This is a genomic window from Bacteroides sp. MSK.20.12, assembly GCF_019052435.1.
Taxonomy (GTDB): domain Bacteria; phylum Bacteroidota; class Bacteroidia; order Bacteroidales; family Bacteroidaceae; genus Bacteroides; species Bacteroides xylanisolvens.
In genome coordinates this window covers 1-16,018 of the sequence record NZ_JAHQVH010000010.1, presented here as the reverse complement: position 1 = coordinate 16,018, position 16,018 = coordinate 1, and the positions used below count along the sequence as shown (strand labels likewise).

The following is a 16,018-nucleotide window of genomic DNA, read 5'->3' as shown; positions in this document are numbered from 1 at the left end:
AAGATGTTACAAACGTATTATCAATCAGTTACGCTATTAGTTTAACTTGTTTATAAGCAAATTTAAGACCGGAACTTCACTCTTTTATCTCTCATTATGCATAAAATTAATCGGCTGACAGTTGTGAGAAGGTGAAAATTTTGGCTGATAGTGTATTTCCACCCGTTTGTCGTCAAAGATATGTTTCATCGCTTTTCAATGCATTACGCAAAGAAACACCGATAGCTCCTTTCCCACTAAGTATATATCCAACGTTGGACTTTCTTAAAAAAAGAACAGGCATAATTGACTTGAAACTAAATATCATTATCTTTGTGAATGTTTCACGCTAAAAACAGATATGCGTCATGGAAGAGAATTTCAGAAGATATCCGATAGGAATACAGAACTTTGAAGATTTACGCAATAATGATTGTGTCTATGTTGATAAAACAGAATTGATTTATCGTTTGACTCATACAAATAAAGTCTATTTTCTAAGTCGTCCCCGACGCTTTGGGAAAAGTTTGCTGGTTTCTACACTAGAAGCTTATTTCCTGGGAAAAAAAGAACTGTTTCAAGGCTTGGCTATGGAGACTCTGGAAAAGGATTGGACGGTCTACCCGGTACTACACTTTGATTTTAGTGTGAGTAAATATATAACCGCTGATATGCTGTCAGCCGTTATTAACCGCCAATTGCTTTTATGGGAGAAAATTTATCAACGGGAAGAAGGAGAAACGACTTTCAGTTTACGTTTTGAAGGAATTATTCGTCGTGCTTACAAACAGACGGGTAAACAGGTGGTGGTATTAATAGATGAGTATGACTCACCAATGCTGGACAGCAATCATAATGATGAAGTTCAAAAGGAAATACGTAATATCATGCGGGATTTCTTTAGTCCACTGAAAGCCCAGGGACAGTATCTTCGCTTCTTATTATTGACAGGTATCAGCAAATTCAGCCAAATGAGTATCTTCAGCGAGTTGAATAACTTGCAGAATATCAGCATGAGGGATGATTACAGTGCCATCTGCGGCATCACCGAACAAGAGTTGCGCACGCAGCTACAAATTGATATTGAACAAATGGCGCAAGCCAACAAAGAAACATACGAGGAAGCCTGTGTACATTTGAAACAACAATATGACGGCTATCATTTCAGTGAGAACAGTGAAGATATTTATAATCCATTCAGTTTGTTCAATGCATTCGCACAGAAGAAGTATGCCAATTTTTGGTTTTCGACCGGTACTCCCACTTTCCTGATAGATATTCTGCAAGAAAGCAATTTTGATATCCGGGAACTGGATAACACGACCGCCACCGCCGAACAGTTTGATGCGCCCAGCAATAGAATCACCGATCCTCTTCCGGTGCTCTACCAAAGCGGTTATCTCACAATTAAGGAATATGATCCGGATTTCCAACTGTATACACTGGCTTATCCCAACAAAGAAGTAAGAAAAGGATTTATCGAATCGCTAATGCCCGCTTATGTGCATCTGCCTGCACGAGAGAATACATTTTATGTAGTGTCCTTTATTAAAGACTTGCGTATCGGTCATTTAGAAGAATGTCTGGAAAGACTGAAATCTTTCTTTGCGTCTATCCCGAATAAACTGAACAACAAGGAAGAGAAACATTACCAAACTATCTTTTATCTGTTTTTCCGGCTGATGGGACAGTATATAGATGTGGAAGTGGATACAGCCATTGGAAGAGCAGACGCGGTTGTGAAACTTCAAGATACCATCTATGTTTTTGAATTTAAAGTAGATGGTACACCCGAAGAAGCATTAACGCAGATTAACAGCAAAAAGTATGCTATTCCGTATCAGGCGGATCACAGGAAAATAGTTAAAGTAGGTGTAAACTTTGACAGTGCCACACGAACGATTGGTGAGTGGAAGATAGAACTCGGGAGTTAATCACCGAGTTCATAAAAGAGAATGCGCTAAATCAATTTCTTTTTCTTCCGGTAGTTCTCGCGAAACTCTTTAGGCGAACAACTCTTTTTCTTCTTGAAGATCCGGTTGAAATTGGAAAGGTTATTAAAACCGCACTCATAACAAATCTCGGCGATAGACATCGTAGAATCTACCAGCAACCGGGAAGCAAAGCCCAGCCGAATATCAATGATATAATCGGAAAGATTCTTGCCTGTACGCAGTTTGAAAAAGCGGCTGAATGACACATCCGTCATCCCAACCATATCAGCCAACTGCCCCAGACGTATTTCTTCCTGATAATGTGTATTGATGTACTCCTGCACTTTCTGCACACGCCGGCTGTCCGAATGAATATCTATCTTGGCAAAAGACGAACTGGACAAGGTACGCGCTTCTTCTTCAAAGAGAGAAAGTTCATACAGGATCGTCATAAACTTAATGACCGCATAAAATCCTTGCTTCTCGGAAGCAAGCGTATCCAGCAACGGATATATTTTGAGTATGGCAGACATCGGGAAACAAAGCCCTTTTTGTGCTTTATCCAGCATCCGGCGGATAGAGTCGAACTGATTCTTATTGATAAAGCTCTTGAAGAAAAGATCGGAAGAAAACTGAATCGTAATCTCCCGTATCTCTTTCGAATGGCAGTCGTTCTGTTCCCAGACGTGTTCCAAATCTTTTCCTGTTATCAATACCAAATCATAATCACCTATCACTTCGGAAGAGTCTCCTACAATCCGCCTTACTCCGGCAGCCTTTTCGGTGAAGTTCAATTCAAACTCGGAGTGGTTGTGTATAGGATAAGTGAATTCCGTTTTATAACGTTCCGCAATGTAAAAGCAATCCTTATCTGACAAAGGAGTGATTTCACGGATAATCTGGTTGGATAACGGTGTAGTCATAGTAATTACAATTTATAAGCGTTTTATCGTTTGATTAGTTTTCTATCTTTACCCCTATCCGATGCAGGTCTGCCCCCGACGGGTTTTGGAAGACACGCAAGTCGAATTCGGGAATAATGGCAAGCACATGATCGAAAACATCTGCCTGTATGCCTTCGTAGGCAACCCATACTTTATTGGCAGAAAAAAAATAAAGTTCCAATGGGATACCGGTTTCAGTAGGCTGAAGCTGACGTACCATACAGGTCAGGTCTTGGTTGACGGTAGGCAGACTCTTCAGATAGTTAGTCAGATAGGCCCGGAAAACTCCCAAGTTTGTTTGCCGACGTCCATTCACTAACACAGAGTTGTCGATATGATGTTCCTTATTATATTCTTCCACTACCTTTTCCGTTTCATCCACATAGTCTTTCAACAGTTGTATCTTCCGGTATTTTGCCAACATCTCCGGTGTACAGAAATGCACACTGGTCATGTCTATATTGATGGAACGTTTCACACGACGTCCGCCGGATTCCTGCATTCCCTGCCAGTTTTGGAAAGAATCACTAATCAATAGATAAGGAGGAATGGTGGTGATGGTATTATCGAAGTTACGTATTTTTACGGTATTCAATGTTACTTCTATCACCGTACCGTCCGCACCGTATTTCGGCATCGTGATCCAATCGCCCACCTTCAGCATATTATTGGCGGAAAGCTGAATGCCGGAGACAAATCCCATGATACTGTCCTTGAAAACCAACATCAGAACCGCAGCGGAAGCTCCCAATCCGGTCAGCAACACTACCGGACTTTGCTTTATCAGAATACTGATAATGATGATAGCTCCTATAAAGAAGAGAATGACTTGCGCTGTCTGCAAAAGCCCCTTCAAAGGTTTGTCTTTATATTGTTCACGCGCGCTATATACCAGATACACAGCCGTGAACAAAGCACTGACGAAGCGAAGAAAGACTGCAAGGATATAAATCATGCAAAGTCTTCGAAGAAAATCAAGCAAAGCAGAGTCTGCATGTTCGGGGAAGGCAATAGGAATAGATATATAAATCAATATAGGCGCCACCATCCTGCTGATGTTCACCATTACTTTATCATTAAATACAATATCATCCCAAGTAGCTTTTGTCTGTCTCACCAATTTAGCCACGGTACGCAGAATAATCTTGCGGCAAATCAGATTAGCCAATAATGCTATTCCAATAATAAACAATAAGATGATAAAGTTATCAATCTTATCAGCCATAGCTTCATCCACTCCCATCGAGAGCAAAGCATGATTCACCTCTTGCATCACTACATTACCTGCTTCTTCCGGTTGCCCGTTTGCTAATGCCACACTCACTGTATCAACCACTTCTTTTACTTCTTTCATAAGCAATCGTCTCTCTCTTTTTTAGTTTTTCTTTTATTTATGATCTCTGTTTCTTTTCTTCTTTATTCTTTCCTTCTTCCAAATATTCACTGATATCCTGCCGTAGCCAATCATAATGGAAGAGTCTTTTGTAGGCTACATTCTTCTTGAGCATGATTTCTACATTCACCTGGCTGTTCTGATAACAAGTCAGTTCGTTTCTGAATTGCTCATTGTGTTCGGCCAGTCGCTTGATTTCCTGTTCCCGTTCACGACGCAATACGGTGCAGACCGGAATCAGTAGTTTCATTACCACATTATCCATCACATGGTGTCCCTGCATATACAAGTAAGTAGTTTCCGGCACCAAGCCCAGCTCTTTAAATTCAGTCCGCAATCCATTCACCTGATTAATGTTATGGGGGAATTTCCTTTTCAACTCTGCCAACTTCTGATTAACCCGTTGTTGAAGGGATTCCAAGCTCTTTTCCGGATGCCGGAGATTAATCTCGCGCAAAGAAGTATAAGTATGGAAATCGTACATGGGGAAAGTGTAAGTATCCCGTTGGCGATAGAACCATACGTTCCAGAGGAAAAGCGGATATACTATTTCAGAGTACTTCTTCAGGTAGAAGTTGAAATCTAAAATGGAACGGTCATTCAACGTAGCCTGCACACATACTTCGTGAAGGCTTTCGGCAAAACAATGATAGTTTTCAATAGCATAGGTATAAGTCTGAAAAATATACCTGTTCCGATTGATTTTACGGGAAGTATTGGTAGCTCCCTGCAACAGGAAATCATAGTCACTGTCCACACAGGCAATCAGACTTCTCCCCAATTCGGCTGTATTCAGCGTGTTCATGAGTACCATCTTTTTTCCTTTTGCCAGGGAGGTGGCCGAAGGAAGCATCACTTGGAAATAGTGTTCGTCGTCTTCAAACTCTTCAAGCAATGTGCGCCAGAAAGCGATGTCGTCATAGCTTTCTACGTAAGCGATGATACGTCGGCGGGCTTTCTTCGGATAAAGCTTATGGGCGGCATTGAAATAAGAAGAAGTCAGATTATCTCGTAGTGAAGTTGCCATTTGTTCAATTACAGGTTACGAATTACAAATTACAGTTGGGAGAATCCTTGTCGAGCTTGTGCCCTACGGTGGTAGATATATCACTTACTTCTGTCACGGCATCCAGCCAGCCTTCCATAATGACGGCAGGCGAATGGGTAGTCAGGATAATCTGCACATTCGGATTCAGTTCACGTATCATAGCAATCAGTTTCTGCTGCCATTCTATATGAAGGGAGGCTTCCGGCTCATCCATAAACAATACACAATGGCTGTTGTCCTGCACGAGTACGGTCAGCAGGATAACCAGCATTTGCTTTTCACCGGACGACAGTTTATAAGGGAATAATAGTTCGCCATCCTGATAGAAAGCGATATCGTTCCGTTTCCGGTCTATCTTTTTGCGTGTATAGCTGAACAGTTCGTCAATCATATCCTGAAAACGACGTTTGGCTACAGATAATGTAGCTGCTTTACGACGCTCTTCTTCATCAGTGCTGGAAAGCATTTCAATCATCTTATTACCAATGTTGACCTGATAATCGAGGTAACGGCGTTGCAAGAGATAGAGTTGCCAGTCCAGTTCAGACTTTACATTCTTGTCGGCCATGCGGGCTGTGAAGTCACCCATAATCAGGGGACGGTCGTAGCTTCGGATGACGTCATAAGGAATATAGGTTGCCTGGGGATTGTCGAAAAAGAGACGCACTCCGTTCTTCTCGTCACTTTTCATTTCACCGGAAAGTTCTTCGAGGTATCCCACCGAACGGTTCAGAATGGTAGTCTTCCCCACTCCGTTGATGCCGGAGAGGATGTTCACATCGGGACGCAAATCCCATCCTATATTAAAGCGTTCCCATAGTCCGTGTATCTCGATACGACGGATATAATTGGCTTGTTGTTCCATAATATTCAAGTTTAATCAAGGCAAATATAAACAAATCATACGATAAAAGACTACCTTTGCAACCGTTTTCTCTATTTGATTGTTAATGATATCAGAGATATGGTAAAATAAATAGTATCAACATGGACAAAAGTAAGAACCTGTATGGTCATTTGTTTGCGCTTACAGCAAACGTTATGTGGGGATTAATGTCTCCCATCGGTAAGTCGGCTCTTCAAGAGTTTTCTCCAATTTCTGTCACTACATTCCGCATGGTGGGGGCAGCAGCCGCTTTCTGGATCCTTTCTATATTTTGCAAACAGGAACATGTGAATCATCAAGATATGCTGAAAATCTTCTTTGCTTCACTGTTTGCGCTAGTATTCAATCAAGGAGTGTTCATCTTCGGGCTTTCTATGACTTCTCCTATTGATGCTTCTATCGTAACTACTACTCTACCGATTGTAACAATGGTTGTAGCGGCCATTTACTTGAAAGAACCTATTACCAATAAGAAAGTACTGGGAATTTTTATAGGTGCTATGGGAGCGCTCATTCTCATTATGAGTAGCCAGGCAGGAAGCAACGGAAATGGAAGCCTGATTGGCGACTTGCTTTGTCTCGTTGCGCAAATCAGTTTTTCCATATACCTGACTGTATTCAAAGGATTGTCTCAACGATATTCGGCAGTAACGATTAATAAATGGATGTTCATATATGCTTCAATGTGTTACATTCCGTTCTCCTATTATGATATTTCTACGATTCAATGGACTTCTGTTTCCACTGTCGCCATTCTACAGGTACTTTATGTCGTATTAGGAGGTAGCTTCCTCGCGTATCTCTGCATTATGACTGCACAGAGGCTGCTCCGTCCTACGGTAGTCAGTATGTACAATTATATGCAACCGATCGTGGCTACGATTGCGGCAATCGCGATGGGTATCGGAAGTTTCGGCTGGGAGAAAGGAATCGCTATCGCGCTCGTATTCCTGGGAGTATATATTGTGACTCAAAGTAAATCAAGAGCTGATCTTGAAAAAGCAGAAAAGCCTCATTTCAAATCCTCAAAATAAGTATCGAGCAGACTTCTTGCAGCTATAAACGAAGTCAGGTTGCCTTTCAATACCTGCTGTTCTTTTTCTAAGAGCATCGCTTCAATCTTCGGATTATGATAAAAGCTGTCACGAAGTTGTTCATTGATGCTTTCATACATCCAGTATTTACTTTGTTCGTTGCGGCGATATTCAAAATAGCCGTTTTCTTTCACGAAGTCAATGTATTCGTAAATCATGTCCCAGACTTCCTTCACTCCCAGGTTATAAAAACCGGAGTAAGTCAATACTTTGGGAATCCATCCGGATTCAGGCGCAGGAAACAGATGTAATGCATTACGGAATTGAGTGGCAGCCAACTTGGCACGTTCCAGATTATCTCCATCGGCCTTATTGATAACGATACCATCCGCCATCTCCATAATACCACGCTTAATTCCTTGCAGTTCATCGCCCGTACCGGACAACTGAATCAACAGGAAGAAATCAACCATCGAGTGAACAGCCGTTTCGCTCTGTCCCACTCCTACGGTCTCCACAAAAATCTTATCGAATCCGGCAGCTTCACAAAGAATAATCGTCTCACGTGTTTTGCGTGCCACTCCTCCCAAAGAACCAGCTGACGGACTAGGGCGGATAAACGATTTAGGATGTACGGAAAGCTGCTCCATACGCGTTTTATCCCCTAAGATACTGCCTTTACTGCGTTCACTACTAGGGTCGATGGCCAATACCGCCAGTTTGCCCCCCTTTTCGAGCACGTGCAGACCGAATACATCTATGGATGTACTCTTTCCCGCACCGGGAACGCCGCTGATACCAATCCGGATCGAATTACCGGAAAATGGCAGACACTTCTCAATGATTTCCTGTGAGACAACCTGATGTTCAGGCTTTACGCTTTCAACCAATGTCACAGCCTGACTCAATATGGTGACATCACCTTTTACGATACCTTCTACAAACTCTGCTACTGAAAGTTGGCGTTTCTTAGGTTTCCGCTTTAAGTAGGGATTCACAGATGAGGGTTGCTCAATGCCTTTATTGACAACAAGCCCCTTATATTCTTCACTATTTTCAGGATGTTCCATAATCATAGGATTTAGCGTTTGATATTGATTTCAACTTTCGGGCGTAACGGATCATTTGTTATCATCAGGATACGTAAATGATGCTTCTTATTACCTACGTCACGCTTACGAATAGTTACTTTGAGCTTCGTCATTCCATCCGGAGGAAGGACCGTCTTCTTCAGGCTCACTCCTACCGACGAATTGAATACCTGCAACTTACTGATGACTAACGGAGTCTTTCCGGAATTGGCTATCAATATATCATGGCTTACCTTATTCTTCTTTATCAACGGGATACTAAGATCAATATCCGTTTCCGAAATGTGCATGGCAGGAGCGTTCAAAGAATCTTTTTCCGTCATACGAGAGAAGTCGGGAAGAAGAATGGCCGAAACCGGTATTTCATTATCTTCGCTCACCTTATCACCGGAGAAACGGGAAAGGTAGACAGAAGTCTGTGTCAATCCGTAATCTTTTAGCTGGCTCGCATCCAGCGTCAGTTTGATAGTTCCCTTCTTGCCTTTCAACAAGACTTTGGGTTCCGCTTCCATTTTCAGATAAGGAGGCAGATGCATCAATACCGGTTCGTAAGGACGATCCGAAAGATTGGCGATATCAAAGGTCAATGAAGGCTGCTGTCCGCGATAGACATCGGGGAAAGCAAACTCATCACGATCCAAACGAATATTTCCGATTGTATAAGGAAGTAGCTTTGTATAATCTTTTATTTCCTGCACGACTTCACCGGTAAACTTCAGATAGACCAAGCTCGGACTGGCATTGCTATATATTCCTATCGACTTTTCAAAATGTCCTAACGCTTTTGCGTCAAAAGAAGCTTTTACTACTCCTTTTCCTCCCGGGGCAATCGGTTCTTTGGTCCAATCGGCCACGGCACAAGCACAAGAGGTTGTGACGTTGGTCAGTACCAATGGCTGGTTTCCCGTGTTAGTGATGGTATATTCCACTGTCACCGGACGTTTCCACTCAATTTGTCCGAAGTTATGTGTCTCTTTATTTGAAGAGATACGAGGTTGGGCAACGGCTGCCAAAGCGACAGTAAGTAAAGATAATATAGATAGTAAACTACGTTTCATGCGATATTTTTTATTTTGGTGCACAAATGTAGGGGTTTTAGATGAGTTTTTCACCACAGATTACACAGATTAACACAGATTGACGAAAGAGGATAATTCTCCCCATCAAGAGGTATCAAATAGATTCAGGCACGGATTACGCCTATTTTACGGTTTCAGTTTATCTAATGAACCGTAAAATCGGCATAATGCGTGCCTGAATATTTCTCTTACAAATGTCCTGCGTTACTCTTTAACAGCTACCGTCATCGAAGCAGAATGTGAAGCATATTCTGGTGCGTATGCACATTGCATGGTTGCCAGACCTGTTTCGTAAGTTCCTGCACGGCTGACACGGTAACTATATTCCAATACATATACTCCTTTTCCTAAATGATCGAAGAAGAAATTGGTCGATGCATCTTTGATGTCTACGTAATAGCCCAGTCCGTTGTTCCAACGATAACCGGAAATGCTGCCGATCGGTTCGAAGCAAGCTCCCCGCTGATCTTTCAACTGCACAAAGTCCATCGGACGGTCTACACGGATGCTCAAACGGGAAACGACTTTATCACCTATCTGAAGAACAGTTTTCACTGTTATAGGCTGCAATTGAGGGACATTATTTACCATACGTTCCACATACAATTGTTTCTTTACATTCAACTCACCACCCTGTTGTTTCACATCACTGATGGGGGATTCAAATTCTGCATATACAGCTCCCCAGGCGATACCCGGATTTCTCTTTTCCACTTCAATCTTACGGGCATCCACCACGCTCTTCTGTGTGAAAGAACGTTTGATATATCCCAATCCGGGAACAGTTGTTTTACTCGGAGCAACCGTTTCCAGCACTTCATTAGCAATTACAATCCGTACATCTCCCTGATTGTCGAGCAAATTAACACCTTTCATCAGCAACGCAAATACCGCGTCGGCAGTAGCTACCGGAGAGTTCCATTGTTGCGTTTGCTTTTGTTTCAACAGCCAAAGTTTCATTTCTTCCACGGTATCGCTGTTACCGCCTATCGCCTCCAATGCTTCCATCACATCTACGTGAGCCTGCATCTGCATTCCGCCCCATGTATACGGATTCTCGTTGAAGGCAAAGAACATTCCCTGTTCATCCGTCTTGGTCAGGAATTCTTTCAGAGAAGCGACAAACTCCTGTGCTTCTTTCTTGCGTCCGGCTTTATCCAGTACAATAGCGGCAATCGCTTTCGTATCCATTGAAGGAGAAGTAAGCAGTTCTCCTACCTTAGAAAGATAATAGGTATAAGCAGCTTTATTGGCAGCAGGCACCTGTTCTCCGGAAATAGCGATGAGATACAAATATTGCAGAATACTGCCCGAAACACCGGTAAATTTCACTCCTTCTTTCTGTGCTTTCAAGATTTCCTTATATTCGTCTAAAGCTGATTGATGAAGGTAAGTGAAAGCATTTTGTTGCAAAGAGAGAGCTGTACCTGTTAATTTCTCACCTGTCAACATAGCCAGACGGGCATTCAGTTCGGCGATATAGGCAGTAACATATCGGCTGCCGGTCATTCCTTTATACCAAGACCATGCACCGTTTGCGTTCTGCAACTCCTGCAATCGGGTCAAAGCCGCGATATTATTACTACGGATATTGTTCAAGTCAAACAAAGTGGCGATACGTTCTTTCTGTTGCTCTTCCGTTTGCGCTTCGAGCACCCAAGGAGATTCGGACAGAATGATGTTCTTCACTTCCTGATTCTTTTGCAGATTGCTCAAGAAGGTTTCTTTCGTACCTCCCTGTAATTTCCAACTTTCAAACACTGCTTTGATCTTCGGCTGACTGTTCATAATGAACGAAGCCAAGGTATTTGCATAATATGCTGTAGCCCAGGAGATCGCATTATTGCTTGTAGGAAGACTCAAAGAAGGCAATGCCTGAATAGCATACCAGGCCGGATTTCCTGTAAACTCGACAGTCAGTTTACGGTCGGTTGCCGTTTTACTTTGTTGGTTGAACAGGCGGTCGAGTGAGAAAGTACGGGTTTCTTCTCCACGTACAGGCATTGGAAGTGTCTCTACCAAATGTTCTTTATTGCTAAGCACCGGAAGCAACTGTTGTTCTCCATCGCTGAAAGTACCGCTGTCGGCTATCATCCGGCATCCCAATATTTCGTATTTATCACTGACGGTAAACTGGAAGCTCACGCCAATCGTCTTTCCGGCAACAAGGCTGAATTTCTGTTTTTGTGTACTGATTACTTTCTCCGTCATCGGATCGAAAAGAATCAGAGTTACTGTTCCAGCTTGCGGCTTACCAGTCATATTAGAGATAGAAGCTGCAAGAGAAGTCTTATCTCCCACACGTACAAAGCGGGGAAGATTAGGAGTCAGCATAAATTCCTTACTCGTGGTAGCTTCACCATCCAATGTTCCCATCAGCATCCCTTTCGTATGAGAATATCCACGGAAGTTCCAACGTGTCAGACTTTCGGGCATCGTGAAAGAGAATGAGATTTCTCCCTGTTCATTGGTACGAAGTTGCGGGTAGAAGAAGGCCGTTTCTGCAAGATTCGTACGCAGGTCGGCAGGAGCTTCAGGGAGTGTTTCGTTTCCGGACGTTTCATCAAGTTTACCAAGTGTTCCCGTTTGGCCCCATCCTGACTCAAATTCCACATCTTCAGAAGCATCGGAGACTAAAGCCGGTACATATTTCACTTCCACCGCATTGCTCCGGCTTGTAACACTTCCTGTCATCGACACCTTTCTCTGAACCGCCAGACCTCTAACCACCACTCCATCAGCCAAAGACTCCGACAATGCATATACATTTCCTACACCGGAAGACATCACGAAATAATCATACGCCAATCCCGGCACTTTAAGGCTTTTCGTATTCCACCAGTAATTAAATGAATTATTTCCTGAATATCCGCTCATCCAATTAGAATACGGAACAATCTGACTATAGAAGATTTGGAAATTCTGCTGACGGTTCCATATCTTATCCAGTGAAGCATCATACATCGTTGCCAGCATCTCCGCATTAGCGGCTTGTCCTTGTGGCGTTTTAATCGTCAGTTTCCATTCTTCCTTCTGTCCGGGACGCAACTTATCGCGGAACACTTCCCACTTCATAGTCAGTTTCTTATCCGGCACACGTCTGGTCAGCCGGGCATGTTCCTGATAAACCTGTCCATCTCTTACCATACAGAAATTCACAAACACACCGTCACCATAACTCTCCTGATATGGATATTCGAAGCGAACAATCGTATCAGACAAGTTCAACGTCTTACTTTCCAGCAGTTTATCACCGGAGAATACATTCATCATCACATAAGCATCCTTTTTCGACGTGCCGAAGCAGAATACAGCCGGATGAGTCGCATCAAATTCCATATTTTCTCCATAGAACCAAACCGTCGTTTCTACAGGCGGACGTTTGTCCTCAATGGAGAAAAGAATCGTGTTAGTATCAGTAGTCACTTCCTTGCCCTGATTATCTTTCACCGATGCTTTCAGTACATAAGGGCCCGAAGGAAGATTCTTCCAATCGAGCGTTATTTCTTCGTTAGAAGTAAACGTTCCCGTTAAAACCGGTTTCTCTTCCAGTTGTTTGAAATCCTGGTCTTTGGCAGGATATAAGTAATAATTTCCTTTCACTTCCACAGGTTGTCCATTTAGGTTCTGCACGTTAAACATCGTGTCGAATGGTTTATCCTTACAAGTCTTATCATGCAATTCCACCTGCAAAACCAACGAACGGTTTCCGGCCGAAATGACATCCGTAGAAGATTGTGTTTCACCCGCCACATTGGTAACAGTAGCTTCAATGGAATAGCGATAATATACTTTATCATCATTCTTATAAGAGTCACTTTCCTGCAGGCGGACCGGTATCGTAAATTCTCCGTTCTCATTGGCAGTCACTTCACCGGAAGCAATCTGTACCGATTCCGCAAAGCGCCAAAGGCTGTATGTAGAACGCATCACCTTATATTTTACCGGAAGATCCTGAAGCAATACACCGCTATAAGATGCTATCTTGCCTTTCACCTGCACTTCATCTCCCAACTTGTAACTTCCCTGTTGCTTTTCAAAAGTGATGTCAAATGTCGGACGTTTATAATCTTCCACGCGGATACTTGTACGACCTCTTCCTGCCTTCAACGAGAACATTCCGTTCAGGCAAGCTGAAGGCAACGCGAAATCAGTGGCAAACGAGCCGAACTCATTGGTGCGTACCGACTTCTGCCCTACTTCCTGATTATTTGCATCCAATAAAGTAACCATATATTCCTTGTTCGGAAGCACATCCGCCGTATCTGATTTTTGAGAATAGGCAATTCCTTTCACATACACCGTCTGTCCGGGACGATACAAAGAACGGTCAGTCAATAAAGTCATATTTTCCGCCACTTTATCTTCGTCACCGTAATATCCGTAACTTCCTGCATAGATACCTTGCTTCGGCATCGCTGTATCCGTACCCTTGGAGGCTTTCAAATAGCGGTATTCAGATTTCCAGGGAAATACCACCTTACCATCTTTGTCCGTCGTAAACTCTTGCAAAACTTTTTCATCGTTACTATACATCGTAACTTTCGCATTCGAAATAGGATGTCCCGTCTGTCCGTCCAACGTCACCACTTGATATTGTTTTTCCGGCAGACGACAAGTCAACACCTTGAAACGTGTTACGTCAAACTTGCTTTCACTGTCTCTCTTTGCACGAATATCCGGTATGATACGCATTACGTAAGCTCCAAGTTCGGGAGCTTTGAACGTAAACACCGTGTCCTGTGTCCGGTAATCTTCCGGACGAATTACAGAGTAATGTTGTTCTTTTATCAGTTTCTTCGCCTGATAAATCCGGACGGTAAAACCATCCAGATTCTTATGTGAGGCCCTTAGTTCTATCTCTTCGTTCGGGAAAGCCTGATCTGCTGCATAGACATTCAAATAAGGAGCCAATATCTCTTCCCGAAGATTCTTCAGAGCATTGATTCTGTCATACCCCGGATAAAGACGAATCGCCTCATCACAAAGTTGCAATGCATTAACCTGCTGTTGCTTTTCAATAGCATAACGGGCTTGTGCCAGGTACACTTCAGCACATATCGGTTCCGAAGCATATTTACTTTTCAATGTATTCAATGCTTTCAAGTAAGTGTCATCCGTCAATATCGAAGCCGCTCCCTTTGCTTGGAGAGGGCGGATATATCGTTCCGCTCCCCGTCTCCATTCCAAATAGTTAAGTGCAGTCAACACATAACCTTCTTTCAATCCGGCTGCTTTATAAGCAGAAAGCATATTTCCGTAAATAGCTATTATATCCTGCTTCACCGGATTTACGGCGTTCGTTTCAGTGTACCCGCCACCTAGTTTTTCCACTTGCAACAGAGCATCAATGCCACGGGAAGCCAATAAATGATAAAGGTCATGGTGATAATATTCACTCGTTTTCCCCAATTCTACGAAAGGGATATAATCGCGTGAAGAAGTTTTGAGCAGTAACACAGAGTCAGCCAAGGCTTCTTTCACATTTGTCCGCACTTTTTCTACAAACATATTGGCGGTCCACTCGCGTATATCCGCGGAAGGCGTTTGGCCTACAATTTCCGTCCGTTGGCGAAGTTGCCACTGGTTGTTGGCAGCATAATTTGCATAAATTCCGGCTATCAGAGAATGCAAAATAGCACGGTCCATTGGTTGGTCGGTTTGTTTCACCCACTGTTCCAGTCCTTTCAGACCGGCATAAAGACTATCCGGATTCAACATTTCCCGGTATTTCATCCGCCACGCGTATGCTTTGAGCATCTGCGGAGAGTTTTTCTCTTTTTCCCCTTTCTGATAAATCTCATCAGTCAGTTTTATCACTGTCTTAGGCAAGCTCTTTTTCTCTGCTTGCTCCACTTCTTTCCATAATTTGTCGAAAGTCTGTGCCTGCACCGCCGGAATCACTCCCAACCATAGTAGCACCATCATACAAATCTGCTTTACTTTCATAATCTTTCTAGTTTAAGTTCGCTATAAGTCTCACTCTATAAATAACAAAGTAAAGAAATAAAGTTTAAAGATTTGTACTTTTTAGCTTAAAAAAAACTTTTATCAAGCTACCAACCTTATACTGTATCGTATAGACGTTAGCTCATTAGCTGATTCACTTTAGAATAAAAAAATATTATTCGGTTTGTTATTTAATTGAATAGTTCATTTTTGCACTGTTTTCACCACAGAGGACACGGAGGGCACAGAGGTGAATTGGGTTTATGACTTACGCTTGTGATCCTAATTTTGATGCGTAATCCTTCCTCTATAAAGTTGAAAAAACATAAAAACATCTGCCACCTGCAACCAAACGCGTGTAATACACTAGTTGACAAATAGTTGGAGCGTTGCAGATACTGTGGCAGATAGGTTGCAGATAAAGTATCTGCAACACAGTATAAACCTTACATAAGCTAATTCTCTAGGAGGGCAAAAGTTTATTGTATACATTGACTTCCCGTTTCCAGGCGGGGAACTGTCGTTTCCGGCATTAGAAATTACAGTTTCCACGGCAGGAAACGAGAGTTTCTAAGGCGGGACACGACAGTTTCTACGTAAGGATACTGTCGTTTCCCCGTAGAGACTGTACTGTACTGGATTTAGTTGACAACTTCGTTTGTTATACCTAAGTTAGTTAAC

General features: G+C 42.7%; 9 protein-coding genes. 2 read left to right on the top strand and 7 right to left on the bottom strand.

The window, feature by feature from the left end:
• The first annotated feature begins 347 nt into the window (after window positions 1-347).
• Window positions 348-1,913, top strand: coding sequence for an ATP-binding protein (locus tag KTR06_RS07555; RefSeq protein ID WP_120067197.1), 1,566 nt, complete (start codon window positions 348-350; stop codon window positions 1,911-1,913).
• A 26-nt stretch (window positions 1,914-1,939) separates the two neighbouring features.
• Here the strand turns inward: KTR06_RS07555 and KTR06_RS07550 are convergent, their stop codons facing one another.
• Genes KTR06_RS07550 through KTR06_RS07535 form a run of 4 tightly spaced genes read right to left on the bottom strand, consistent with a single transcriptional unit; the run spans window position 1,940 to window position 6,163 of the window.
• Window positions 1,940-2,836 (bottom strand): AraC family transcriptional regulator, encoded by an 897-nt coding sequence (locus tag KTR06_RS07550; RefSeq protein WP_004315639.1) that lies wholly within the window; start codon window positions 2,834-2,836, stop codon window positions 1,940-1,942.
• A gap of 34 nt (window positions 2,837-2,870) precedes the next feature.
• On the bottom strand, window positions 2,871-4,211 hold the full coding sequence (locus KTR06_RS07545) for a mechanosensitive ion channel family protein (protein ID WP_008776530.1): 1,341 nt from the start codon (window positions 4,209-4,211) through the stop codon (window positions 2,871-2,873).
• Between the two features lie 37 nt (window positions 4,212-4,248).
• Window positions 4,249-5,277, bottom strand: a complete 1,029-nt coding sequence (locus KTR06_RS07540; protein WP_004315637.1) for a DUF4435 domain-containing protein — start codon at window positions 5,275-5,277, stop codon at window positions 4,249-4,251.
• A 22-nt stretch (window positions 5,278-5,299) separates the two neighbouring features.
• On the bottom strand, window positions 5,300-6,163 hold the full coding sequence (locus tag KTR06_RS07535; RefSeq protein WP_004315636.1) for an AAA family ATPase: 864 nt from the start codon (window positions 6,161-6,163) through the stop codon (window positions 5,300-5,302).
• 122 nt (window positions 6,164-6,285) lie between these two features.
• On the opposite strand from KTR06_RS07535, the gene KTR06_RS07530 reads away from it, so the two are divergent.
• A complete protein-coding gene (locus tag KTR06_RS07530; protein WP_217290155.1) occupies window positions 6,286-7,218 on the top strand; it encodes a DMT family transporter in 933 nt (310 codons plus the stop codon).
• On the opposite strand, the gene meaB is transcribed toward KTR06_RS07530, so the two are convergent.
• From meaB to KTR06_RS07515, 3 genes are all read right to left on the bottom strand, one after another.
• On the bottom strand, window positions 7,197-8,288 hold the full coding sequence (meaB, locus tag KTR06_RS07525) for a methylmalonyl Co-A mutase-associated GTPase MeaB (protein ID WP_217290154.1): 1,092 nt from the start codon (window positions 8,286-8,288) through the stop codon (window positions 7,197-7,199). The two genes, KTR06_RS07530 and meaB, sit on opposite strands and share 22 nt — an antisense overlap.
• 11 nt (window positions 8,289-8,299) lie before the next feature.
• Window positions 8,300-9,367, bottom strand: coding sequence for a DUF1573 domain-containing protein (locus KTR06_RS07520; RefSeq protein ID WP_004301426.1), 1,068 nt, complete (start codon window positions 9,365-9,367; stop codon window positions 8,300-8,302).
• A gap of 225 nt (window positions 9,368-9,592) precedes the next feature.
• The gene (locus KTR06_RS07515; protein WP_217290153.1) at window positions 9,593-15,337 is read right to left on the bottom strand and encodes an alpha-2-macroglobulin family protein; all 5,745 of its coding nucleotides are present in this window, start codon (window positions 15,335-15,337) and stop codon (window positions 9,593-9,595) included.
• Between the last annotated feature and the right edge of the window lie 681 nt (window positions 15,338-16,018).